This window comes from Streptomyces sp. NPDC088116, assembly GCF_044741745.1.
Classification (GTDB): Bacteria; Actinomycetota; Actinomycetes; order Streptomycetales; family Streptomycetaceae; genus Streptomyces.
The window spans coordinates 1003987-1028037 of sequence record NZ_JBIUTF010000002.1; the positions used below are offsets into that span (position 1 = coordinate 1003987).

At 69.1% G+C, this 24051-nt stretch carries 21 protein-coding genes, 1 CRISPR repeat array and 1 riboswitch; of the genes, 14 read left to right on the forward strand and 7 right to left on the reverse strand.

Annotated features, from left to right (window positions below):
• Window positions 1-144: 144 nt before the first annotated feature.
• The gene (locus ACIOJD_RS10735; RefSeq protein WP_401910802.1) at window positions 145-1332 is read right to left on the reverse strand and encodes a multidrug effflux MFS transporter; all 1188 of its coding nucleotides are present in this window, start codon (window positions 1330-1332) and stop codon (window positions 145-147) included.
• A 248-nt stretch (window positions 1333-1580) separates the two neighbouring features.
• Window positions 1581-1731: direct repeats of the CRISPR family, unit length 29 nt; unit sequence GGGACCAACCCCGCACGCGCGGGGACAAC.
• Window positions 1732-1826: 95 nt separating this feature from the next.
• A complete protein-coding gene (nadA, locus tag ACIOJD_RS10740) occupies window positions 1827-3014 on the reverse strand; it encodes a quinolinate synthase NadA (protein ID WP_401910805.1) in 1188 nt (395 codons plus the stop codon).
• A gap of 279 nt (window positions 3015-3293) precedes the next feature.
• Between nadA and ACIOJD_RS10745 the strand changes: the two genes are divergently transcribed.
• Window positions 3294-3650 (forward strand): HesB/IscA family protein, encoded by a 357-nt coding sequence (locus ACIOJD_RS10745; RefSeq protein WP_401910807.1) that lies wholly within the window; start codon window positions 3294-3296, stop codon window positions 3648-3650.
• Window positions 3651-3757: 107 nt separating this feature from the next.
• Here the strand turns inward: ACIOJD_RS10745 and ACIOJD_RS10750 are convergent, their stop codons facing one another.
• On the reverse strand, window positions 3758-5224 hold the full coding sequence (locus ACIOJD_RS10750; RefSeq protein WP_401910810.1) for a hypothetical protein: 1467 nt from the start codon (window positions 5222-5224) through the stop codon (window positions 3758-3760).
• A gap of 369 nt (window positions 5225-5593) precedes the next feature.
• Here ACIOJD_RS10750 and ACIOJD_RS10755 point away from each other — a divergent pair, with 369 nt between their 5' ends.
• Window positions 5594-6568: a carbohydrate kinase family protein gene (locus ACIOJD_RS10755; RefSeq protein ID WP_401910812.1), complete on the forward strand. Its 975-nt coding sequence runs from the start codon at window positions 5594-5596 to the stop codon at window positions 6566-6568.
• A gap of 46 nt (window positions 6569-6614) precedes the next feature.
• On the opposite strand, the gene ACIOJD_RS10760 is transcribed toward ACIOJD_RS10755, so the two are convergent.
• A complete protein-coding gene (locus ACIOJD_RS10760) occupies window positions 6615-8036 on the reverse strand; it encodes a cysteine desulfurase/sulfurtransferase TusA family protein (protein ID WP_401910815.1) in 1422 nt (473 codons plus the stop codon).
• 418 nt (window positions 8037-8454) lie between these two features.
• On the opposite strand from ACIOJD_RS10760, the gene coxB reads away from it, so the two are divergent.
• The 4 genes from coxB (at window position 8455) to ACIOJD_RS10780 (ending at window position 12914) form a co-directional block, all read left to right on the forward strand.
• Window positions 8455-9417, forward strand: coding sequence for a cytochrome c oxidase subunit II (gene coxB / locus ACIOJD_RS10765; RefSeq protein ID WP_401910817.1), 963 nt, complete (start codon window positions 8455-8457; stop codon window positions 9415-9417).
• Window positions 9414-11159 carry a cytochrome c oxidase subunit I gene (gene ctaD / locus ACIOJD_RS10770; protein WP_401910820.1) on the forward strand — a complete coding sequence of 582 codons (1746 nt, stop codon included), beginning with the start codon at window positions 9414-9416 and terminating at the stop codon, window positions 11157-11159. The genes coxB and ctaD overlap by 4 nt, the downstream gene beginning before the upstream one ends.
• The gene (locus tag ACIOJD_RS10775) at window positions 11156-11554 is read left to right on the forward strand and encodes a cytochrome c oxidase subunit 4 (RefSeq protein ID WP_401910822.1); all 399 of its coding nucleotides are present in this window, start codon (window positions 11156-11158) and stop codon (window positions 11552-11554) included. Before ctaD ends, ACIOJD_RS10775 begins: the two co-directional genes overlap by 4 nt.
• Window positions 11555-11663: 109 nt before the next feature.
• The gene (locus tag ACIOJD_RS10780) at window positions 11664-12914 is read left to right on the forward strand and encodes an Ig-like domain-containing protein (protein WP_401910823.1); all 1251 of its coding nucleotides are present in this window, start codon (window positions 11664-11666) and stop codon (window positions 12912-12914) included.
• A gap of 126 nt (window positions 12915-13040) precedes the next feature.
• On the opposite strand, the gene ACIOJD_RS10785 is transcribed toward ACIOJD_RS10780, so the two are convergent.
• Entirely contained in the window at window positions 13041-13442 is a 402-nt protein-coding gene (locus ACIOJD_RS10785; protein WP_401910826.1) for a hypothetical protein, read from the reverse strand.
• Window positions 13443-13638: 196 nt separating this feature from the next.
• Here ACIOJD_RS10785 and ACIOJD_RS10790 point away from each other — a divergent pair, with 196 nt between their 5' ends.
• From ACIOJD_RS10790 to ACIOJD_RS10815, 6 genes are all read left to right on the forward strand, one after another.
• Entirely contained in the window at window positions 13639-14259 is a 621-nt protein-coding gene (locus ACIOJD_RS10790) for a heme-copper oxidase subunit III (RefSeq protein WP_401910828.1), read from the forward strand.
• Window positions 14260-14329: 70 nt separating this feature from the next.
• Complete coding sequence (locus tag ACIOJD_RS10795; protein WP_401910830.1) at window positions 14330-15139, forward strand: c-type cytochrome; 810 nt, start codon at window positions 14330-14332, stop codon at window positions 15137-15139.
• A complete protein-coding gene (locus ACIOJD_RS10800; RefSeq protein WP_401910832.1) occupies window positions 15136-16188 on the forward strand; it encodes a Rieske 2Fe-2S domain-containing protein in 1053 nt (350 codons plus the stop codon). Before ACIOJD_RS10795 ends, ACIOJD_RS10800 begins: the two co-directional genes overlap by 4 nt.
• Window positions 16185-17819, forward strand: a complete 1635-nt coding sequence (locus ACIOJD_RS10805; protein WP_401910834.1) for a cytochrome bc complex cytochrome b subunit — start codon at window positions 16185-16187, stop codon at window positions 17817-17819. Before ACIOJD_RS10800 ends, ACIOJD_RS10805 begins: the two co-directional genes overlap by 4 nt.
• Window positions 17820-18003: 184 nt before the next feature.
• Window positions 18004-19068, forward strand: a complete 1065-nt coding sequence (trpD, locus tag ACIOJD_RS10810; RefSeq protein WP_401910836.1) for an anthranilate phosphoribosyltransferase — start codon at window positions 18004-18006, stop codon at window positions 19066-19068.
• A gap of 403 nt (window positions 19069-19471) precedes the next feature.
• Window positions 19472-19589: riboswitch (SAM riboswitch) on the forward strand.
• A 198-nt stretch (window positions 19590-19787) separates the two neighbouring features.
• On the forward strand, window positions 19788-21188 hold the full coding sequence (locus tag ACIOJD_RS10815) for an aminotransferase class V-fold PLP-dependent enzyme (RefSeq protein ID WP_401910837.1): 1401 nt from the start codon (window positions 19788-19790) through the stop codon (window positions 21186-21188).
• A 59-nt stretch (window positions 21189-21247) separates the two neighbouring features.
• On the opposite strand, the gene ACIOJD_RS10820 is transcribed toward ACIOJD_RS10815, so the two are convergent.
• Both ACIOJD_RS10820 and ACIOJD_RS10825 read right to left on the reverse strand, forming a co-directional pair.
• On the reverse strand, window positions 21248-21529 hold the full coding sequence (locus ACIOJD_RS10820) for an Lrp/AsnC family transcriptional regulator (RefSeq protein WP_401910839.1): 282 nt from the start codon (window positions 21527-21529) through the stop codon (window positions 21248-21250).
• Entirely contained in the window at window positions 21526-22236 is a 711-nt protein-coding gene (locus ACIOJD_RS10825; RefSeq protein ID WP_401910841.1) for a rhomboid family intramembrane serine protease, read from the reverse strand. The genes ACIOJD_RS10820 and ACIOJD_RS10825 overlap by 4 nt, the downstream gene beginning before the upstream one ends.
• A gap of 157 nt (window positions 22237-22393) precedes the next feature.
• On the opposite strand from ACIOJD_RS10825, the gene ACIOJD_RS10830 reads away from it, so the two are divergent.
• The gene (locus tag ACIOJD_RS10830) at window positions 22394-22636 is read left to right on the forward strand and encodes a hypothetical protein (protein ID WP_401910844.1); all 243 of its coding nucleotides are present in this window, start codon (window positions 22394-22396) and stop codon (window positions 22634-22636) included.
• Window positions 22637-22673: 37 nt separating this feature from the next.
• A complete protein-coding gene (locus ACIOJD_RS10835; protein WP_401910846.1) occupies window positions 22674-24038 on the forward strand; it encodes an NYN domain-containing protein in 1365 nt (454 codons plus the stop codon).
• Window positions 24039-24051: the final 13 nt, after the last annotated feature.

Consider the following 24051-nt stretch of genomic DNA (forward strand, 5'->3'; position numbering starts at 1 on the left):
GGGACCGGTCCCGACCAGCCCGTGTGACGCTGCCCGGAGTGCTGTCGAAGATGGGTGGGAGGACTCCGTGAGCACTTCCCGCGCGTGGTGGGCCTTTCGCGCCGGGGGAGCCCTGCCCCGGGATCGGGACCGATCCCGGGGGGCTCACGCAACAGCCCTCACCCGCCCGGCAGTTCGCCCCGCCAGTGCCGCCAACCCACCGCACACCGCCATCCCGCCGAACACCGGCACCGCCGCATCCGCCCCGCCCAGCCCCACGAGCGGCGCCACCACCGCCCCCAACGCGCTCTGCGCCGTACCGAGCAGGGCCGAGCCCGTGCCCGCCGCGCCCGGCACCCGCGCGATCGCCAAGGACGACGCGTTCCCGGTGACGAGCCCGAGGCCGCCGCAGACCAGAGCCACCAGCGGGAGATATACGGCCACGGTCAGCACGTCCGCCATGGCGATCGCGAGCAGGGCCACCGCGCCGGCGAACATCGCGTACAGGCCTGCGCTCAGCAGCCGTTCGGGCGCGATCCGGCCCGCCAGCCTGGCGCCGCTCGCGCTGGACAGGGCCATGAACACCGCGCCGAAGGCGAAGTACGCGGACGAGACGCCGACGCTCAGCCCCAGCACGTTCTGAAGCAGGAACGGCGCACCGGCGATGTAGCAGAACAGCGCGCCGAAGGCGAAGGTGAACGCCAGCGAGTAGCCGACGTACGCGCGATCGCGCGCCACGTCCCGTACGGTCCGCAGCAACTCCCGGCCGCCGCCTGCCCGTCGCCGTGACACCGCCAGGCTCTCCGGTAGGGCGACCAGCACGGCCACCACGACCAGCAGCGCCACCCCGGCCAGCACCCGGAACACACCCCGCCACCCGGCCCCGCCCGCCCCGATCACCGCGCCGCCCGCGAGTGGGGCGAGCACCGGTGCCGTACCGGCCAGCGTCATCAGAACCCCGAACAGTCGTGCCGCCGCAGCCCCTTCGGCCACATCCGAGACCACGGCCCGCCCGATCACCACCCCCGCCGCCCCACCGAACCCGGCCACGAACCGCAACACGACCAGCCACCCGAGCCCAGGGGCGACGGCACACAACCCGGTGGCGACGGCACACAACCCGGCCCCCACAACCAGCGGCCCCCGCCGCCCGTACCGGTCCGACAGCGGCCCGAAGACCAAATGCCCGACGGTCATGCCGACCAGGAACGCGGTGAGCGTGAGCTGGACCCCGGAAGCGTCGGTACGCAGTTCGGCGGCCATCCGTGGAAAGGCGGGCAGATACATGTCGGTCGACAAAGGGCCGACGAAACAGAGCAGTACGAGTGCGGCGACGAGCCGGGAACGGGGCATGACGAGAAGACCTCTGGCTTCCGGAACGGGAAATGGCCGGGAACGCAGGGGAGGGGGATTGCTGGAGCATCAACGTGCTCCGGGAACCGTCAAACCGTTTTTCCCGGGCGGAGCGGGGGCGAAGCCCGCGCTCAAGAACGCCTGGGCGGTCGAGATGCAGAGACTGTGGACGAAGCGGGGGTGGAGGAGGTGGTGCCCCGCATACGCGGGGACCACTTCATCAACTCGCGGCTCATCGAGGGGATCAAGGGACCAACCCCGCACGCGCGGGGACAACTATCCACCAGGCGCTCATGGACCAGACGGCCCGGGACCAACCCCGCACGCGCGGGGACAACCCCTGGTGTATGGCGTGGACCTGGTGCCTGGTGGGACCAACCCCGCACGCGCGGGGACAACACAAGCCGGCCAGCCACTTTACGCGGCCACGCGCCCGCCCTTACCCACTTCCGCGCATTCCGGCATAGCGCCCATCCCACCCCTCGCCCCACCCCCTACGGCAGCGCCAGCATCCGCTCCAGCGCCAGCTGCGCGAAGTCCCCCGTCTCCTTCTCCACCTCGATGACGTTGACCGCGTTGCCCTCGGCCAGCGACTCCAGCGCCCACACCAGGTGCGGCAGGTCGATCCGGTTCATCGTGGAGCAGAAGCAGACCGTCTTGTCGAGGAAGACGATCTCCTTGCCCTCGGGGGCGAAACGGTTCGCCAGGCGCTGTACGAGGTTCAGCTCCGTGCCGATCGCCCACTTCGAGCCCGCCGGGGCCGCCTCCAGCGCCTTGATGATGTATTCCGTCGAGCCGACGTAGTCCGCCGCCGCCACGACCTCGTGCTTGCACTCCGGGTGCACCAGGACGTTCACGCCCGGGATCCGCTCCCGTACGTCCCGTACCGAGTCCAGCGAGAAGCGGCCGTGCACCGAGCAGTGGCCGCGCCACAGGATCATCTTCGCGTCCCGCAACTCCTGAGCCGTGAGGCCGCCGTTGGGCTTGTGCGGGTTGTAGAGGACGCAGTCGTCCAGGGACATCCCCAGCTCCCGTACCGCCGTGTTCCGGCCGAGGTGCTGGTCCGGCAGGAACAGGACCTGTTCGCCCTGCTCGAAGGCCCAGTTCAGGGCGCGCTCGGCGTTCGAGGACGTGCAGATCGTGCCGCCGTGCTTGCCGGTGAAGGCCTTGATGTCGGCGGAGGAGTTCATGTACGAGACGGGCACGACCCGGTCGGCTATGCCGGCCTCCGTCAGTACGTCCCAGCACTCCGCGACCTGCTCCGCCGTGGCCATGTCGGCCATGGAGCAGCCCGCCGCCAGGTCCGGCAGGACGACCTTCTGGTCGTCGGTGGTCAGGATGTCCGCGGACTCCGCCATGAAGTGCACGCCGCAGAAGACGATGTACTCGGCGCCCGGCCGTGCCGCCGCGTCCTTGGCCAGCTTGAAGGAGTCGCCGGTGACATCCGCGAACTGGATGACCTCGTCCCGCTGGTAGTGGTGGCCCAGGACGAAGACCTTGTCCCCGAGCTTCTCCTTGGCCGCGCGGGCACGCTCCACCAGGTCGGGGTCGGACGGGGAGGGCAGGTCGCCGGGGCACTCCACGCCTCGCTCGCTGCGGGTGTCGGCCTCGCGGCCGAGCAGCAGCAGAGCGAGCGGCGTCGGCTGGACGGCGAGATCCTGACGGGGCTGGGCGGTGGTCACGTCACGCACCCTTTCTTCTCAGCAAACGAGCCTTTTCGTCTAATTGACGTTATCTATCATAGCCGCTTCACGTCACTTTGACGATGGCCATAGCGTCGATGTGACGCATTCCCGGGGCTACCCCAGCACCTGGCGCGGCTCCGCCACCCGCTGCCGTTCCGGAACGTGGTGTGCGAGCATGAAGTAGGGGAAAGACACGCCCTGGGGCCACGGAATGAATCCGTGGCCGCGCCGGTTGCACTGTCGGCAAGCAGTCCGTACAACCCGGGAGAGAAGCAGATGTCCGTATCGGACGAGACCACCACCGCGAGCGACGGCATCCTCCTGTCCGACGCCGCCGCGGGCAAGGTCAAGGCCCTGCTGGACCAGGAAGGCCGGGACGACCTCGCGCTGCGCGTCGCCGTTCAGCCCGGCGGCTGCTCCGGCCTCCGCTACCAGCTGTTCTTCGACGAGCGTTCGCTCGACGGCGATGTCGTCAAGGACTTCGGCGGCGTCAAGGTCGTCACCGACCGGATGAGCGCCCCGTACCTGGGCGGCGCCTCCATCGACTTCGTCGACACCATCGAGAAGCAGGGCTTCACGATCGACAACCCGAACGCCTCGGGCTCCTGCGCCTGCGGTGACTCCTTCAGCTAAACAGCCAGGACAGTACGGCCAGGACGGCACAGAGCCGTACATGGCGTACGTGGAAGGCGGCGGCCCCTCTCGGGACCGCCGCCTTCCACATGTTCGGCGAAGGCCCGCTAACGGCGCGGCACCCGCTCGCCCGAGGCCCCGTCCACCACCTGCCGCTCGCCCAGCGCCTTGTCCAGCGTCACCGTGACGTCCTGCTCCTTGGCCAGCGCCACGCAGACCTTCCCCGGCTCCGGCTCGGACACGATGAGCCTCACCTTCACCGCCGAACCGCTCTCGTCCGCCTTCGCCTTGTACGTGCTGCACACGCCGCCCATGAAGCGCAGGCTCAGCGTCCGCCCGTCCACGCCGTACGACGTGACGTGAATCCCCTTGTCGCCGTTGCCGCGCGGCTGTTCCCCGCGGGGCGGCTTCGGCGGCTTCGGCTTCGTCAGGAACTCCGGCGCGACCGCGGGCTGGGTGACCGTGTACGGCGGCGCTCCGCCGCCCGGGGCCACCTCGAACAGCCAGGACGGTACGAGCGCCCCGCGCCCGGCCACGGACCGCATCGCGAGGCCGAAGACGGCCTTCTTGATCTCGACCGGCTTCTTGGCGGTCCCGCCCTCCGCCGACGTGTTCAGTTCCTTCAGCGCCTCGTCCGCGCCGATCACCGGATACGCGTCGCTCCGCTCAGGAGCCTTCAGGTGCCCGATACCGCCGACCACCTGGCCGTCGGCGCCCACCTGGATCCCGGTGGGCCAGCCGTACGTGGGCAGTCCACCGATCACCGGATCCGCGCTCACCACCCGGACCGCGCCCCTCACCTGGCGGGCGTCGAGCGCGGCGTCGTCCTGGCCCAGCGCCTTCAGCACCGGAGCCGCCGCCATCTTCGCCGCGGCCTCGCTCACGGCCGAGTCCTCACCGAGGCCGCTGCCCTTGCCGCTTCCGCTGTCTCCACCGCTCGGGCAGCTCTTGCCCTTCAGGCAGTTGTCGCCGCCCGGCGACGGGCCGAACCGCGCGAACGTCCAGGTGGCCGGGGCCTGCTTGGTGACCCGGAGAACCGGCCCCGAGCCGTCCTTCTCCGTACCGACCTTCCACGCCGTTTCCTCCGACCGCGGTGTGCCCGTCACTCCGAGCGCCTCCGCCAGCCGGGCCACCTCGGCCGCCGTGACCTTGGCGTTCCCGTCCGTACGGTAGACACGTGCCGCGTCCGGTGCCAGGGGCGGTTTCCCCTTGAGGCGGTAGACGACTCCGTGCGGATCGGGCTCGCCGGGCGCGATACCGGGAGGCGCCGAGGCACCGGTCCTGCCCGCGGCACCGGTCCCGGCCACTGCGCCCGGCCCGGTCGCCGCGCTGTCGAGAGCCAGCGGTGGTGGCTTCCCGTCACCGCCCGCCGTACCGCTCCCGCTGCGCTTGTCCTCCGTACCGCTGCCGCCGGCGGCGCTCGTCGCGAAGAACGCGCCGCCGCCCCCGGCGATCAGAACCGCCGCCGCAACCGTCGCGGCGGCGAACGCGGTACGCCGCCGACGCGGTGTCTCCTCGCCGACGGTGCCGTCGGCTTCGGCCGTGCTCTCGTGAGACTGCTCCGTGCTGGTCACCGCTTCGCTCCTTCGACTGAGTGCCGTCCGACCGCGTGTCGTCCCATGCCGTCCCCGCCGTACGCCCGTTGCCCATGTCCCCTGGATCGCCAGGACACGTGGATCGCCTGGACAAGGGACACCGGTGGGACGGAAGGGGGAAGCGTGCGGTTCCCCACACTGTGCCGGACGGGTCACGCGGTCGCTCCGTACGGCCCGCACGATCGCGCGGAATCCCCGTCCGATCGTTCGGACGGCCTGCCCGATCACGCGGAACATCCGCCCGATTCAGCCCGCCGGACACCTCGGCCGACGACCTCAGTCGTCGCACGGGGACGGAACCGATAGCGTGAAGCGGTCAACCGTTCTCCTCATCAGGAGCGTTACGCCGTGCGAATCGCAGTCACCGGCTCCATTGCCACCGACCATCTGATGACCTTCCCCGGCCGCTTCGCCGAACAGTTGGTCGCGGAGCAGCTCCACACGCTCTCCCTCTCCTTTCTCGTAGACAACCTGGATGTGCGCAGGGGCGGTGTCGGGGCGAACATCTCCTTCGGCATGGGCCAGCTGGGCACCCGCCCCATCCTGGTGGGCGCGGCCGGCGCGGACTTCGACGAGTACCGCGACTGGCTCGACCGCCACGGGGTCGACACCGCCTCGGTCCGTATCTCCGACGTCCTGCACACGGCCCGTTTCGTATGCACGACGGACGCCGACCACAACCAGCTCGGCTCCTTCTACACGGGTGCCATGAGCGAGGCCCGTCTGATCGAGCTGAAGAAGGTCTCCGACCGCGTCGGCGGACTCGACCTGGTGCTGATCGGCGCCGACGACCCGGAGGCGATGCGCCGGCACACCGAGGAGTGCCGTTCGCGCGGGATTCCCTTCGCCGCCGACTTCTCGCAGCAGATCGCCCGCATGGACGGCGAGGAGATCCGCAACCTGCTCGAAGGGGCCACGTACCTCTTCTCCAACGAGTACGAGAAGGGGCTCATCGAGTCCAAGACCGGCTGGACCGAGGACGAGATCCTCGCCAAGGTCGGCCACCGCGTCACGACCCTCGGCAAGCGGGGTGTCCGCATCGACAAGGTCGGCGAGGAGCCGATCGTGGTCGGCTGCCCGGAGGAGGAGGTCAAGGCCGACCCGACCGGTGTCGGCGACGCCTTCCGCGCCGGGTTCCTCTCGGGTCTCTCCTGGGGCGTCGGCCTGGAGCGCGCCGCCCAGGTGGGCTGCATGCTCGCGACGCTCGTCATCGAGACGGTGGGCACCCAGGAGTACACGCTCAGCCGGACCCACTTCATGGACCGTTTCACCAAGGCGTACGGCCATGACGCGGCCGTCGAGGTCCAGGCCCACCTGAGCTGACCCCGACTCTCAGGGCCCGGCCCGAGGGCCGAGTCCGAGAGGGCGTTCAGGACACCCGGCGGACCACATACGCGACACCGTGGTCCGCCGGCTGTTCGCCCAGGTACTCCTGGCCGCGCATCTCGCACCACGCCGGAATGTCCAGCCGCGCCGCCTCGTCGTCCGAGAGAACGGACACCGTCCCGCCCACCGGCACCTCGCCGAACACCTTGGCCAGCTCGATCACCGGGATCGGACACCGCCGGCCCAGCGCGTCCACCACGAGCGACGGCGCCGACCCGCCGGACGGTCCAGGCCCGCCGGACCCACTGGTCTCGTCTGGAGCAGAGACCGGAACCGGAGCCCCGAGCCGCTCCCGTGCGCCCGAGACCACCCCCGGAAGCACCTCCAGGAACCGGTCCACCTCCGCCTCCGCAGTGCCCAGGGGGAGCGAGATCCGGACATTGCCCTCCGACAGCACGCCCATCGCCCGCAGTACATGGCTCGGGGTCAGGGTGCTGCTCGTACAGGACGAACCGGAGGAGACCGAGAAGTCCGCCCGGTCCAGCTCGTGCAGCAACGCCTCTCCGTCGACATAGAGACAGGAGAAGGTGACGAGGTGCGGAAGCCGGTGCTCCGGATCGCCCACCACCTCGACATCGGGCACCAACTCCGGCACCCGCGCCCTGATCCGGTCCACCAGCGCCCGCAGCCGTACCGCCTCGTCCGCCGCCTCCGCGCGCACCGCCCGCAGCGAGGCCACCGCGGCCACGACGGCCGGAATGTTCTGGAAACCCGGCACGCGCCCCGACTCCCGCTCGTCGGCGGGACCTTGCGGTGCGAACCGGACACCCTTGCGTACGGCCAGCAGCCCGACGCCCGCGGGTCCGCCCCACTTGTGGGCGCTCGCGGCCAGCAGCGACCAGGCGCCCCCGACCTTCCCCCAGCCCAGCGACTGCGCCGCGTCCACCAGCAGCGGGACGCCCCGGCTCCGGCAGATCTCGGCCACCGCGGCCACCGGCTGTTCCGTACCGACCTCGTGGTTGGCGGACTGGAGACAGGCCAGCGCCGTGTCCTCGCGCAGAGCCCGGCCGTACGCGTCCGGCGCGCTCGCCCCGTAACGGTCCACCGGGACCTCGGTCACCGTGCTCTCGGTGGCGGCCGCATGCGCCTCCGCGGCGTGCAGGACCGAGGAGTGCTCCACCGCCGACACCACCACATGCGCGCCGACGCGCCGACGGGCCGCCAGGGCACCGGACATGCCGGAATGCACCGCATTCGTCCCCGAAGGAGTGAAAACCAGCTCGTCGGGGCGACAGCCGACCGCCTCCGCCGCCGCCTCCCGTGCCGCGTCCAGCAACAGCGCCGCCCGACGGCCCTCCCGGTAGAGCCGGGCAGGGTCCGCCCAGCCCTCGTCCAGGGAGGCCTGGAGGGCCTGACGGGCCACGGGATGCAGCGGGGCGGAGGACGCGGCGTCGAAGTAAGGCACGGCGCCACGCTAACCCCGTACCCCGTCACCGGGTCGACACTGAGCCCCTCACCCCGCCACGCCCCTGCGCCCCGCCGGGACCGGACGGTCCGTCAGAAAGGTTTCAGCGCCGCCGAGTCCGGCGCCGACCGGAGATCCGCCAGGGATCTGTCAGTGGTCCGCGGGGGCGCCACCAGCGGCCCCGCGGGGCTCCGGCCCGCGCCTTCCGGGGGTCCACCGGCCGCCCCCGGAATGGCGCGGTCCACCCCTTCGGGGTGCCGGGCGGCGCGTTGGGCACCCTCCCCGCACGACCCCAAATTGCGTCCAGTAGGGTTTGGTCCGCATAAACATCCAAACCCCTGCCCGTGTCAGGGCCGGCGACCGACCAGCGAGACGGCCGCAGCCGACCACGCGGGCGAGACTCTCGGGAAGGCGCTACGTGAGTCCCAACGGCTCCGACCGCTCGTCGCGGCGCCCGATGCGGCGGAAGCTGCCGCAGGTGCTGACTGCGGGCCTGATCCTCGCGACCGCCACCGGTTGCTCATACAAGGACTTCCCCCGCCTTGGTATGCCCACCCCAGTGACGGAGGAGGCTCCCAGGATCCTCTCCCTCTGGCAGGGCTCGTGGGCGGCAGCGCTCATCACGGGCATCCTGGTGTGGGCACTGATCGTGTGGAGCATCATCTTCCACCGTCGCTCCCGCACCAAGGTGGAGGTACCTCCGCAGACCCGGTACAACATGCCCATCGAGGCGCTGTACACGGTCGTCCCGCTCATCATCGTCTCGGTGCTCTTCTACTTCACGGCACGGGACGAGTCGAAGCTGCTCGCCCTCTCCGAGAAGCCGGTCCACAACATCAACGTGGTCGGCTACCAGTGGAGCTGGGGCTTCAACTACGTCGAGAACGTGGACGGCAAGACCACCACAGGCAACGAGATCCCCAAGGAACTCGATGCCATCCCCGACCGGTTCCAGGAGAAGTTCCCCAAGGGTGCCGAAGGCGTCTACGACGCCGGTGTGCCGGGCACGCAAAACCCGCAGACGGGCAACCCGGGTCCGACCCTCTGGCTCCCCAAGGGCGAGAAGGTCCGGTTCATCCTGACCTCGCGGGACGTCATCCACTCCTTCTGGGTGGTGCCGTTCCTGATGAAGCAGGACGTCATCCCGGGCCACACCAACGCCTTCGAGGTCACTCCGACCCAGGAAGGCACCTTCCTGGGCAAGTGCGCCGAGCTCTGCGGCGTCGACCACTCGCGGATGCTGTTCAACGTCAAGGTGGTCTCCCCGGAGCGCTACCAGCAGCACCTGGAAGAGCTGGCCAAGAAGGGCCAGAACGGCTACATCCCGTCCGGCATTGAGCAGACGGATCCGGCCAGGAATGCGGAGACGAACAAACTGTGAGCATCCTCAACGAACCCCAGGGTGCCGCCGCAGCAGCTGACGACTCGTACGAGAGTGAGCTGCCGGTACGGCGCAAGCAGCCAGGCAATGTCGTCGTGAAGTGGCTGACCACCACCGACCACAAGACGATCGGCACGATGTACCTGGTCACGTCGTTCGCGTTCTTCTGCATCGGCGGTCTGATGGCGCTCTTCATGCGCGCCGAGCTGGCCCGTCCCGGCACGCAGATCATGTCGAACGAGCAGTTCAACCAGGCGTTCACGATGCACGGCACGATCATGCTGCTGATGTTCGCGACGCCGCTGTTCGCCGGATTCGCCAACTGGATCATGCCGTTGCAGATCGGTGCGCCCGATGTGGCGTTCCCGCGGCTGAACATGTTCGCGTACTGGCTCTACCTCTTCGGCTCGATCATCGCGGTGAGCGGTTTCCTCACGCCGCAGGGTGCCGCCGACTTCGGGTGGTTCGCGTACTCGCCGCTGTCGGACGCGGTCCGTTCGCCGGGCATCGGCGCCGACCTGTGGATCATGGGTCTGGCGTTCTCCGGCTTCGGTACGATCCTCGGCTCGGTCAACTTCATCACCACGATCATCTGCATGCGCGCTCCCGGCATGACGATGTTCCGGATGCCGATCTTCACCTGGAACGTGCTGCTGACCGGTGTACTGGTCCTGCTCGCCTTCCCGGTGCTGGCCGCCGCGCTGTTCGCCCTGGAGGCGGACCGCAAGTTCGGTGCGCACATCTTCGACTCCGCCAACGGCGGGGCGTTGCTCTGGCAGCACCTCTTCTGGTTCTTCGGGCATCCAGAGGTGTACATCATCGCGTTGCCGTTCTTCGGCATCGTCTCCGAGATCATCCCGGTCTTCTCCCGCAAGCCGATGTTCGGTTACATCGGCCTGGTGGGCGCGACCATCGCGATCGCGGGTCTCTCGGTGACGGTCTGGGCGCACCACATGTACGTGACCGGCGGTGTGCTGCTGCCGTTCTTCTCGTTCATGACGTTCCTGATCGCGGTCCCGACCGGGGTGAAGTTCTTCAACTGGCTGGGCACGATGTGGAAGGGCTCACTGTCCTTCGAGACACCGATGCTCTGGACGATCGGCTTCCTGATCACCTTCGTCTTCGGTGGCCTGACCGGTGTCATCCTGGCCTCCCCGCCGATGGACTTCGCGGTCTCCGACTCGTACTTCGTGGTCGCGCACTTCCACTACGTCGTCTTCGGCACCGTGGTATTCGCGATGTTCGCCGGATTCCACTTCTGGTGGCCGAAGTTCACCGGCAAGATGCTGGACGAGCGCCTCGGAAAGATCACTTTCTGGACGCTGTTCATCGGATTCCACGGCACCTTCCTCGTACAGCACTGGCTGGGCGCCGAAGGAATGCCGCGCCGTTACGCGGACTACCTCGCCTCCGAGGGCTTCACCGCGCTCAACACGGTGTCCACGATCAGCTCGTTCGTGCTCGGTCTGTCGATCCTGCCGTTCTTCTACAACGTCTGGAAGACCGCCAAGTACGGCAAGAAGATCGAGGTCGACGACCCGTGGGGCTACGGCCGTTCGCTCGAATGGGCGACTTCCTGCCCGCCGCCGCGGCACAACTTCCTCACCCTGCCGCGGATCCGTTCCGAATCCCCGGCGTTCGATCTGCACCACCCGGAGATCGCCGCCCTCGACCAGCTGGACAACGCCGGCCACGGAGCCGACTCCGGCGTCCTCGTCGGTGGCAAGGAGGCCGGGAAGTGAAGATCCAAGGCACGATGTTCCTGTGGCTCAGCTTCTTCATCCTGGCCTCCGCCGTCGTCTACGGCGTCTGGTCGAAGGAGCCGGTCGGCACGACCGCGTTGTTCCTGGCCTTCGGGCTGAGCGTCATGATCGGCTTCTACCTGGCCTTCACCGCCCGCCGGGTGGACGCGATGGCGCAGGACAACAAGGAAGCCGATGTCGCGGACGAGGCCGGTGAGGTGGGGTTCTTCGCCCCGCACAGCTGGCAGCCGTTCTCGCTCGCCATCGGTGGCGCGCTCGCGTTCCTGGGTGTAGCCGTGGGCTGGTGGCTGATGTACTTCTCGGCGCCGCTGCTCCTGATCGGCCTCTGGGGCTGGGTCTTCGAGTTCTACCGGGGCGAGAACCAGAACCAGTAGCACACAGTAGTCAACCGGGGGGCCCGGACACTCCGCCACGGAGCGTCCGGGCCCCCCGTTTGCTCCGCTCATCGCGCGGAAGAACGCCGGATCTTCTTACCGTGTGCTCATGAACCACACGCCGCGTTCGCGCACCGTTCTCAGCTGCATCCTGCTGGTCGTGTCCCTCGGGGCGGGCGCGACCGCGTGCGGGGGGAGTGACAAGCACCCCCTCTCCGCCAAGCCGTCCGACGCCACCGGGAAGATCGCCTTCAGCGCGCCCGCGGGCAGCGCCAAGGCAGATCCCGACAAGCCCCTGGAGGTCACCTCCAAAGGAGGCGACGGCCGGATCACCGATGTCATCGCCGTCGACGCGACAGGCCACTACCTGGCCGGCGAACTCGCCGCCGACGGCCTGCGCTGGCACTCGACGGCGCCGCTGGCGGCCGGCGCCCGCTACACCGTCAAGGTCGCCACGGAGAACAAGAGCGGCGCCCCCGGCGCCCGTACCCTCACCTTCGACACCCGCCCCGCCAAGAAGAAGCTCCAGGTCGAATTCGGCCCGGAGGAGGGCGAGTACGGCGTGGGCCAGCCCATCACCGCCACGCTCAGCGAGCCGATCAAGTCGAAGAAGGCCCGGGACGTCGTCGAACGGTCCCTGAAGGTCCGCTCCACCCCCGTCGCGAACGGCGGCGCCTGGCACTGGGTGGACGACACGGAACTGCACTTCCGTCCGAAGGAGTACTGGCCCGCACACGGGAGCATCACGGCGACCAGCAACCTCGAAGGCGTGAAGATCAGCGACAAGCTGTACGGGGCCGCCGTCAAGCCGCTCAAGCTGGCTGTCGGCAGCCGCCTGGAGGCGATCGTCGACGCCAGCGCGCACTACATGACGGTCTACCGCGACGGGGAAGAGATCAACAGCATCCCGGTGACCACCGGCAAGCCCGGCTTCTCCACCCGTAACGGCATCAAGGTCGTCCTGGGCAAGCAGCAGTTCGTGCAGATGAACGGCTCAACCGTCGGCATCGGCGGCAGCGAGGGCTACAACCTGCCGGTGTACTGGGCGACCCGCGTCACCTGGAGCGGTGAGTACGTGCACGCCGCGCCCTGGTCCGTCGGCTCCCAGGGAGTCGCGAACGTCAGCCACGGATGCGTCGGCATGTCCACCGGAAACGCCGCCTGGTTCTTCGAGACCGTCACCCCGGGCGACATCGTCCAGGTCGTCAACAGCGCCGGCGACTACATGGAGGACTTCGGCAACGGCTTCGGCGACTGGAACATGGAGTGGGACGACTGGCGCAAGGGCAGCGTCCTCCAGGCCGGTATTAGGGACGGCAGCAGCCCCGCCGACGCGGCGCGGCTCCGCCCCTCGGTCTGACCCTACGGAGGACCGCAAGGACGCACAGAGTCCGTCCGTACGAAGGAACTCCGGCCGTACGGAGTCCATCCCCCGCACGACCGGCCACGAGCCCCTCTCACGCCTCCTGCCGCGCGCCGGCGCCCCTCACGCCTCCACGGAGAGCCTGGCGCGCAGCAGGGAGGCCAGAGCGTCCGCGAAGCCGACCGGCTCGACCGGAAGGGTCACCGCCGCCTCCGCGCGGCTCCAGGTGGCCAGCCAGGCGTCCTGCGGGCGGCCGATCAGCAGCAGCACCGGCGGGCAGTCGAAGATCTCGTCCTTGATCTGCCGGCAGACGCCCATGCCCCCTGCGGGGACCGTCTCGCCGTCCAGCACGCAGACGTCGACACCGCCCTTGTCCAGCGCCTCGAGGACCGCCGGCAGCGTCGCGCACTCCAGGAACTCGACCCGTGGGACGTCGGCGGCCGGCCGGCGTCCCGCAGCCAGCCTGACCTGCTCGCGGGTGTTCGCGTCGTCGCTGTAGACCAGCACCGTTGCGGTCGGCTGCATTGTTCCTCCGTGACATCAGTGTCTGCGAGGTCTCCGGGGCGCGGTTGCCCCGGACCGATGCGCGGATGCTACTCCGTCGGACACCATGTCAGCACGGGTAACGACGACGCTTCGCCAGGCCGTTAGTGCTGAGCACACCCCATGGACACACCGAACGGCACCCCCCGGAGTCAGCGCGGGATAAGCGACCGACATAATGTCGGTCGTGGCGACAGCAACGACAGTAGAAACCGGGCACGCGCACCCGTCGGTCAATCGGCCGAACCTCACCAGCGTCGGAACCATCATTTGGCTGAGTTCCGAGCTGATGTTCTTCGCGGCCCTCTTCGCGATGTACTTCACCCTGCGTTCGGTGATGGGAGCGGCGTACTGGAAGGAAATGGCTTCGGCCCTGAACGTTCCGTTCTCGGCGACGAACACCACGATCCTGGTGCTCTCCTCCCTCACCTGCCAGCTCGGCGTCTTCGCCGCCGAGCGGGGTGACGTGAAGAAGCTCCGAACCTGGTTCGTGATCACGTTCGTGATGGGTGCGATCTTCATCGGCGGTCAGATCTTCGAGTACACGGAACTGGTCAAGGAGGAAGGGATCTCCCTCTCCTCCGACCCGTACGGCTCGGTGTTCTACCTGACCACCGGCTTCCACGGCATGCATGTGACGGGGGGTCTGATCGCGTTCCTGCTCGTCCTGGGCAGGACGTACGCGGCCAGGAGATTCACCCACGAACAGGCAACCGCAGCCATCGTCGTGTCCTATTACTGGCACTTCGTCGATGTCGTCTGGATCGGCCTCTTCGCCACGATCTACTTGATCAAGTAGCCGGGCCACGCGCCCGAGCGCACACAGTCCAGAAGCACCGACGCTGAAGATCCTGACACCGGGGTAATCCGTGAAAAAGCTCTCCGCACGACGACGCCATCCGCTGGCGGCGGTCGTCGTCCTACTCTTCGCGCTGGCGGCCACCGGGGGGCTGTACGCCGCGTTCGCGCCCGCGAGTAAGGCGCAGGCCGACGAAACCTCCCAGTCACTCGCCATCGAGGAGGGCAAGAAGCTCTACTCCGTGGGCTGTGCCAGCTGCCACGGAACCGGCGGTCAGGGTTCCTCTGACGGGCCGAGCCTGGTCGGCGTCGGCTCCGCCTCCGTGGACTTCCAGGTCGGCACCGGCCGTATGCCGGCGCAGCAGCCCGGCGCGCAGGTGCCGAAGAAGAAGGTCATCTACTCGCAGAAGCAGATCGACCAGCTCGCCGCGTACGTGGCGTCTCTCGGTGCCGGTCCGATCACGCCCACCGAGAAGCAGTACAGCCCCGCGGGCGCCGACATCGGCAAGGGCGGCGAGCTGTTCCGTACCAACTGCGCCCAGTGCCACAACTTCACCGGTGAGGGTGGCGCGCTGACACACGGCAAGACCGCGCCGAGCCTCGAGGGCGTGGATCCGAAGCACATCTACGAGGCCATGCAGACCGGCCCGCAGAACATGCCGTCCTTCCCCGACTCCACGATGCCGGAGCAGCAGAAGAAGGACATCATCGCCTACGTCAAGGCGGTGAACGGCGACGAGACCGAGAGCCCCGGCGGTCTCAGCCTGGGCGGCCTCGGCCCCGTGAGCGAGGGCCTGTTCGCCTGGATCTTCGGTCTGGGTGCTTTGATCGCAGCCGCCGTCTGGGTCGCGGCCCACACCGCTAAGGCCAAGAAGTCATGAGTAGCCAAGAGATTCCAGAAGAGACCCTGCCGAGCGAGCAGGACACCGCGCACGGCGCGGTGCAGGTGGCGGACGACCCGTTCGCCGACCCGGGGCTGCCGGCCCATAAACCGCGCATACAGGACATCGACGAGCGGGCGGCCAAGCGGTCCGAGCGTGCGATCGCCTTCATGTTCGCGCTGTCGATGGTGGCGACCGTGGCGTTCATCGCCTCGTTCGTGGCGTTCCCGGTCGACAAGAGCGTCTACATCTGGCCCATCGGCCATGTCAGCGCCCTGCACTTCTCGCTGGGTGTGACCCTGGGCATCGCGCTGTTCTGCATCGGCGCCGGCGCGGTCCACTGGGCCCGCACGCTGATGTCGGACGTGGAGACCGCGGCCGAGCGTCACCCGATCGAGGCGCCGCCGGAGGTCAAGGCGAAGGTCCTGGAGGACTTCGCCGCGGGCGCCGCCGAGTCCGGCTTCGGCCGGCGCAAGCTGGTCCGCAACACCATGTTCGGCGCGCTCGCGCTCGTACCGCTCTCCGGAGTGGTGCTGCTGCGCGACCTGGGTCCGCTGCCCGAGAAGAAGCTCCGCTCCACGCTGTGGGCCAAGGGCAAGCAGCTCATCAACATGAACACCCATGAGCCGCTGCGTCCCGAGGACGTCGTCGTGGGCTCGCTGACCTTCGCCATGCCCGAGGGCCTGGAGGAGCACAGCGAGGACTTCCAGAAGGAGATCGCCAAGGCGGCCCTGATGATCGTCCGGATCCAGCCGGACGAGATCAAGGACAAGCGCGAGCTCGACTGGTCCCACCAGGGCATCGTGGCGTTCTCGAAGATCTGCACCCATGTCGGCTGCCCGATCAGCCTGTACGAGCAGCAGACGCACCACGTGCTCTGCCCGTGCCACCAGTCCACCTTCGACCTCTCCGACGGCGCCCGCGTCATCTTCGGCCCGGCCGGTCACGCTCTTCCGCAGCTGCGGATCGGTGTGAACGCCGAGGGCAACCTCGAGGCGCTCGGCGACTTCGACGAGCCCGTCGGTCCTGCTTTCTGGGAGCGCGGATGAGTACCACCACTGCTACGGACGACAAAAAGCGCCAGGCACCCGCGGGCGAGCGGGTCGCCGACTGGGCCGACGGCCGACTGGGGATCTACTCCCTGGCCAAGGCCAACATGCGGAAGATCTTCCCGGACCACTGGTCCTTCATGCTCGGCGAGATCTGCCTGTACAGCTTCATCATCCTCATCCTCACGGGTGTGTACCTGACGCTGTTCTTCCACCCGTCGATGAACGAGGTGGAGTACCACGGCGGTTACATCCCGCTCCAGGGCCAGATGATGTCGGAGGCGTTCGCCTCCACGCTGGACATCAGCTTCGATGTCCGCGGTGGTCTGCTGATCCGGCAGATCCACCACTGGTCCGCGCTGATCTTCCTCGCGGCCATGCTCGTCCACATGATGCGAGTCTTCTTCACGGGTGCGTTCCGCAAGCCCCGTGAGGTCAACTGGGTATTCGGCTTCCTGCTGTTCGTCCTGGGCATGTTCACCGGCTTCACCGGTTACTCGCTCCCGGACGACCTGCTCTCCGGCACCGGCGTCCGGTTCATGCAGGGCGCGGTCCTGTCGGTCCCGATCGTCGGAACGTACCTGTCGATGTTCCTGTTCGGTGGGGAGTTCCCCGGCGGCGACTTCGTGGCCCGTTTCTACTCGGTCCACATTCTGCTGCTGCCGGGCATCATGCTCGGCCTGGTCGTGGCCCACCTGATCCTGGTCTTCTACCACAAGCACACGCAGTTCGCGGGCCCCGGCAAGACGGAGAAGAACGTCGTCGGCATGCCGCTGCTGCCGGTCTACATGGCCAAGGCCGGAGGCTTCTTCTTCCTGGTCTTCGGTCTCATCACGATCGTCTCGGCCATCGCCACGATCAACCCGATCTGGGCGCTCGGCCCGTACCGCCCGGACCAGGTGTCGACCGGCGCCCAGCCCGACTGGTACATGGGCTTCTCCGAAGGCCTCATCCGTGTGATGCCCGGCTGGGAGATCAACTTCGCGGGCCACACCCTCGTCCTGGGTGTCTTCATCCCGCTGATCATCTTCCCGCTGGTGCTGGTCGCGATCGCGGTCTACCCGTTCATCGAGTCCTGGGTCACCGGCGACAAGCGCGAGCACCACATCCTGGACCGCCCGCGCAACGTACCGACCCGTACCGCGTTCGGTGTGGCCTGGCTGACGTGGTACTTCGTACTGCTCGTCGGCGGCGGCAACGACCTGTGGGCGACGCACTTCCATCTGTCGATCAACGCGATCACCTGGTTCGTCCGGATCGCTTTCTTCGCCGGACCGGTCGTCGCCTTCATCGTCACCAAGCGGATCTGCCTGGGTCTCCAGCGCCGCGACGCCGAGAAGGTGCTGCACGGACGCGAGTCCGGTGTCATCAAGCGGCTGCCGCACGGTGAGTTCGTCGAGGTCCACACCCCGCTGGAGCAGGGAGACCTGCACAAGCTCACCGCGCACGAGCAGTACGCGCCCGCCGAGATCGGTGCCACCGTCGACGAGAACGGTGTGCGCCGCAAGGTGAAGCCCACCGAGAAGCTCAAGGCGAAGCTCAGCAAGGGCTACTACGGCGAGGGGAACCAGATCCCCAAGCCCACCGCCGAGGAGTACAAGGAGATCACCAGCGGCCACGGCCACCACTGATCCCACCCGGCCAACCCAGGTCGCCACCACCGAGGGCCCCGGCCCGGTCTCCCGAGAGGGAACCGGCCGGGGCCCTCGGCGTTGTCCGCAGTACGGGCATCGGGCATGTCGGCCCCGCGCACGCCGATAGGCTTATGACAGGTCCTACCGTGGCCCCGCACCCAGACGAAACCCAGGAGCGAGCATGAGCGCTGTTACCCCCGTCGGAGGCGACACCGTGGCGGCGTACTCCTGGCCGGGCGTACTGGACGCGCTGCTCAGCGGCGCCGACCAGAGCGCGGACGCCACCGCCTGGGCGATGGACCGGATCATGAGCGGCGAGGCCACCGACGCGCAGATCGCCGGTTTCGCGGTGGCCCTGCGTGCCAAGGGCGAGACGGTCGCGGAGATCAGCGGTCTCGTACGGGCGATGTACGCGCACGCCCAGCTGATCGACGTACCGGGCCGGAGCGTCGACATCGTCGGCACCGGCGGCGACGGCGCCAAGACCGTCAACATCTCCACCATGTCGGCGATCGTTGTGGCGGGCACCGGCGCGAAGGTCGTCAAACACGGCAACCGGGCCGCGTCCTCGGCCAGCGGAGCATCCGACGTACTGGAGAAGCTCGGCGTCAACCTGGAACTGCCCCCGCAGCGCGTCGCCCAGGTCGCCGAGGAAGCGGGCATCACCTTCTGCTTCGCGGTGAAGTTCCACCCCGCCCTGCGCTACGTGGCGGCCGCCCGCCGCGAACTGGGCATCCGCACCACCTTCAACTTCCTCGGCCCGCTCACCAATCCGGCGAAGGTACGGGCGCAGGCGACCGGCGTCGCCGACGCCCGGATGGCACCGATCATGGCCGGCGTGCTGGCCGAACGGGGCGCGTCCGCACTGGTCTTCCGGGGCGACGACGGCCTCGACGAGTTGACCACCACGGCCACGTCCCGGGTATGGGTCGTACGGGACGGACAGGTCACCGAAGAGCCCTTCGACCCACGGCAGGTGGGCCTGGAACTGGTACCGGTCGAGGCACTGCGGGGCGCGGACGCGTCGTACAACGCGGATGTCGCCCGCCGGCTGCTGGCCGGCGAAACCGGTCCCGTACGTGATGCGGTGCTGCTCAACTCGGCGGCGGCGCTGGTGGCGTTGGACCCGACGGGCGACTCGCTGGAGCTGCAACTGGCGGCGGGCATCGCGAGGGCGGCGGAGTCGATCGACTCGGGAGCGGCGGGCCGGGCACTGACACGCTGGATCACGGCGAGCAACATGTAGCCGTCCGGCAGGGTGTGGCCGGTACGCCGCGTGCGGCTCAGTTCTTCGTGTGACGGCTCGTGAGCGGCCCCCCTCCCTTCACAGAGCAGGCCGAGCCTGCCTACCGGTAGACACCGTCACCCCCACCGGGCGGCAGGTGGGCTACCGGCGGGAGGGGGTCGGGGTCGTAGGGGGTGACGTGTCCGGACGTAGAGCGTGATGTGTGGCGCTATTCGGCCCGCACTCGAAAAACAGAGCCGCACGCGGCGTAAATCATGCAGTCCGGACATGCGCCTCCGGAGGCCCCGGGCCCCGTACCCACCACAAGCCCACCCGCACCCCGCCCCCCGCCGGACGGCGAGTCGTCCCGCATCCCGGACACCCCCTGCTCCCCCTCGGCACGCTGTGCCATACTCTCGGCCAAGGTCATGAGTGACAGCGATTAAGGCCCCGGCTCGCTGTCCGGCAACCCTCCGTCCGTGGCGGGGTGCCCCGGGTGAAGACCAGGCCGTAGGCAGCGAGGTCTGCGGCAAGCGCGGACCCCTGTGATCTCTGGGGTCCTGGTCCTCAAGGGAGCAGCCTCGTGAGCAAGCGAATGCGCTAGGGCGTCGACGCCCCTCTTCAACACACCTCCGCACGGTGATCTCCGTGCGTCGAGGCAACCCCCGCAACCGTCACGGCTCCGCCGTGCCCGCGGGTCCTTGAAGCCGTTTCGACTTGTCCTGCCGGGAGATTTCGCCATGTCCGCGTTCCTGAATTCCGCCGCCACCACCGTCTCCGCCACCACCGACTCCGTCGACGACCCCGCCTGCGCCGCGCCGCTTCCCGTCCTCGGGCGGGATGTCAGCGTCCCGCTCGTCACCGGCGGCGAGGTCAGTTACGCCGCGCTCGACTACGCGGCCAGCGCCCCGGCGCTCCAGCGGGTGTGGGACGACGTCGCCGCCTACGCCCCGTACTACGGCAGTGTCCACCGGGGCGCCGGCTATCTCTCGCAGCTCTCCACGGACCTGTTCGAGAACAGCCGCCGCACGGTCGCGGAGTTCCTCGGCTGCCGCGCCGATGACCAGGTCGTCTTCACCCGCTCGACCACCGATTCGCTGAACCTGCTGGCCGGTGCGCTGCCCGCCGGCTGCGAGGTGTTCGTCTTCGAGACCGAGCACCACGCCTCGCTGCTGCCCTGGCGCGATGCCCGGGTGACGTTCCTGAACGCTCCCCGTACGCCCGACGAGGCCGTCGCCTCGCTGGAGCGCGCGCTCGCCGGACGGGACCCGCAGGGGCCGGCGCTGGTGTGTGTCACCGGCGCGTCCAATGTCACCGGTGAGCTGTGGCCCGTACGGGAGCTGACCGCCGCCGCGCATGCCCACGGCGCCCGGATCGTGCTCGACGCCGCGCAGCTGGTGCCGCATCACGCGGTGGACATCGCCGAGCTGGATGTCGACTGGGTCGCCTTCTCCGGGCACAAGCTGTACGCGCCGTTCGGCTCCGGAGTGCTCGCGGGCCGGTCCGACTGGCTTCAGGACGCGGAGCCGTATCTCGCGGGCGGCGGCGCCAGCCGCAAGGTGGCACGCCGTGCCGATGGCGGGGTGGAGGTCGAGTGGCACGCCACGGCCGCCCGGCACGAGGCCGGTTCGCCCAATGTGATCGGTGTGTACGCGATCGCCTCCGCCTGCAAGGCGCTCTCCGAGGCGGGGTTCGACGCGCTGGCGGCTCGTGAGCAGCGGCTGATCGATCTGGTGCGTGCGGGGCTGGCGGAGGTGCCCGAGGTCAAGGTGCTCTCGCTGTTCGGCGACGACGCCCCGCGTGTCGGTGTCCTGTCGTTCGTGGTCGACGGCTGGAACAGCTCGCACTTCGCCGCCGCGCTGTCCGCCGAGTACGGGATCGGTGTACGGGACGGTCTCTTCTGCGCCCACCCGCTGCTGCGGACCCTGCTGGGCAGTGACCCGCGGGACCCGGGGGAGTGCGGTGCGCCGGAGGCGGGTCCGGGCGAGCGCTCGCTGAACGCGATCCGGGTCAGCTTCGGCGCCGGGACGCCGGACGAGCATGTGGAGCGGTTCGTCCGGGCGGTGCGCGAGCTGGTGCGTGAGGGTGCCCGGTGGAACTACCGCACGGAGGACGGCCGCTGCGTCCCCGACCGCGGCTGACCGGCCGCCGGGCGCCCCGGGTCGGCGGGCGCGCCCGGCACCGTGGTCCCGCGCGGGACCTACGCGTCGAGGCCGATGGCGAAGGCCGCTTCCAGGTCGTGCTGGGAGTACGTACGGAACGCCACATGCGTGTCCGTGGCCTCGACGCCCTCGATCTTGCTGATCCGGCCGGGGATGACATCGGCCAGGTCGTCGTGCCTGGGCACGCGGACCATGGCGATCAGGTCGTACGTACCGGTCACCGAGAAGACCTCGCTGACGCTGTCCAGCGCGGCGATCGACTCCGCGATCTCGGGGATCCGGTCGACGCTGGTCTTGATGAGCACGATCGCGGTGATCACGGTTGGCGTTCTCCCTCGGTGGCCGCGGTTTGGTCCCTCACTCTATCCCTCCGCCAGTAGCGTCCCCAGGCGTAGAGGAAGCCGGTGCCGAAGCCCACCAGGTGGGCGAGGTAGGCGACGCCGGGCCCCGCCCCGGCGCCGCGTGCGGCCAGCCACTGGAGTACGAACCAGAAGATCAGCACGATCCACGCGGGGAAGCGCAGCGGCAGGAAGAGCAGGAACGGGAAGAGACTGGTCACGCGGGCTCGGGGAAAGAGGAAGAGGAAGGCGCCGAGCACTCCCGAGATCGCGCCCGAGGCCCCGACCAGGGTCTGCTCCGAGGTGGCGTTGGCCGCCGCGTACACGAACAGCGCGAGATAGCCGACGGTGAGGTAGAACAGCGCGAAGTGTGTCCGGCCCATGCGTTCCTCGGCCATCGCCCCGAAGACGTAGAGGAAGAGCATGTTCCCCAGCAGGTGCAGCCAGCTGCCGTGGACGAAGAGCGCGGTCAGCGGGGTGAGCAGGATCCGTGGGGAGCTGCGCATCAGCTCGCTGGGGATGACGCCCCACTGTTCGAAGTGCGCGCTCTGCGCGGCGAGGACCGAGTCGCCCGTTCCGTACGCCGGATTGAACCCCGAGACCGGGCTGACCAGGAAGGCCAGCAGGCACAGGCCGATCAGTCCGTAGGTCACCACCGGTTCGCCGGCCGTTGTCCGCCCATTCGTCACGGACAGAGCATGTCGTACCGGGACCGAGTGGCACAGAGTGCCTCGCCGCTGTCTGGGGTGCCCATGAGGCCGTAGGGTTGCAGGGAGTATTGCTCTCCGCAGTTCGACGGCGCACCGCGGGACTCCGCATGAGGGACGACGAAAAGAGGACGCAACGATGACGACGGTTCCCCAGCCGACGGCCGACACTCGGTGGCGCTGCACGTTGTGCGGCAATCTCACGCGCTTCGATGTGACCCGGTCGTCGAAGGCTGTCGAATACGTCCATCTGGACCTGGCCGGGGAGCCGAGGGTCGAGGAGCGCGAGGTGGTCAGTGAGACCATCGAGTCGGTGCGTTGCCGTTGGTGCAACGCCGTGGATCAGATCGAGCTGGTTGACAGGCCAGGGGCCGGTTCCTGAGGGAGCCGCCCGAAAGGGGTAGATGGGGTGACGGATCGTGGAGCAGCCCGCGAGCGGTGCTGAGCCGGCCGGTGCCGCCGACGGCGACGTCGCGGAGGCGCTCGACCGCCCGCTCCCGGACCGGGTACGGCGCCGGGTCGTCGCGCTGGTCTCGGACGCCTTCGGCGGGCTGACCGTCACCGAACTCCCCGCGCAGTTGCGCCAGTACGCCCGGTTCACCCCGACCAGGCGCGCGAAGTTCGCCGGGAACGCGATGGCCGCCGCGCTGGAGAGCGATCCGCTGTTCCGGCAGCGGATCGGGGAGCGGATCGGCCAGTCCCAGCCCGAGCTGGCCGGCGCGCTGGAGGCGGGTTCGCCACCCGCCGCCGCTGATCCCGTGGATGTGGCGGCGGCCGCGTATGTGCTGCGTCCCCCCGGATGGGTGAAGCTGGTGGCCGCGGCGGGCGAGGAGGCCCAGCGGGCGGACGCCGAGCGTGCCGACGAGGAGGCCCGGCGTGAGCTGGAGCGGCTGCGCGAGGAGCTGGCACTGGCCAGGGCGCAGACGAAGAGCGAGACGGAGCGGTTGCGTACGGAGCTGGAGGCGGCCCGTAAGGAGACCGAATCGCTCCATCGCAAGCTGCGCAGTGCCCAGAGCGATGTGAAGCGGGGCGAGGCCGCCCTGCGCCGTACGAACGCGGAGAGCGAGGCCGCCAAGGCGGAGGCCGCCGCGCAGGTGTCGGCCGCCGAGAGTGAGACCCGCAGGATCAAGGCGCGGCTGGGTGAGGCGGAGTCGGCGGTCGAGGCGAGCCGCAAGGCCGCGCGTGAGGGCCGCTCGGTCGAGGACATGCGGCTGCGGCTGCTGCTGGACACGGTGCTGGAGTCGGCGCAGGGACTGCGGCGCGAGCTGGCGCTGCCGCCCGCCGCGGCGCGTCCCGCCGATACGGTCGACGCGGTCGAGCCCGGCCGGATGTCTCCCAAGGACGTGGCGGCCCGCGCGCTGTCGGAGACCGATCCGGCGCTGCTGGACCAGCTGCTCGCGCTGCCGCAGTCCCATCTGGTCGTGGACGGCTACAACGTGACCAAGACCGGCTATCCCACGATGCCGTTGGAGAAGCAGCGGCTGCGGCTGCTGGGCGGTCTCGCGATGCTCGCCGCGCAGACGGGCGCCGAGATGACCTGCGTCTTCGACGGTGCGGAGCTGGCGGCGCCGGTGCTGCTGGCCCCGCCGCGCGGGGTGCGGGTGCTGTTCTCCAAGCCGGGGGTGACCGCCGACGAGCTGATCCGTCAGCTCGTCAGGGCGGAGCCGCCGGGCCGGCCGGTGGTGGTGGTCTCCACCGACCGTGAGGTCGCCGACGGGGTGGCGAAGGCGGGGGCCAGGCCGGTCGCGTCCGCATTGTTGTTGAAGCGGCTTTCGCGCGTCTAATCAACTTCTTTGG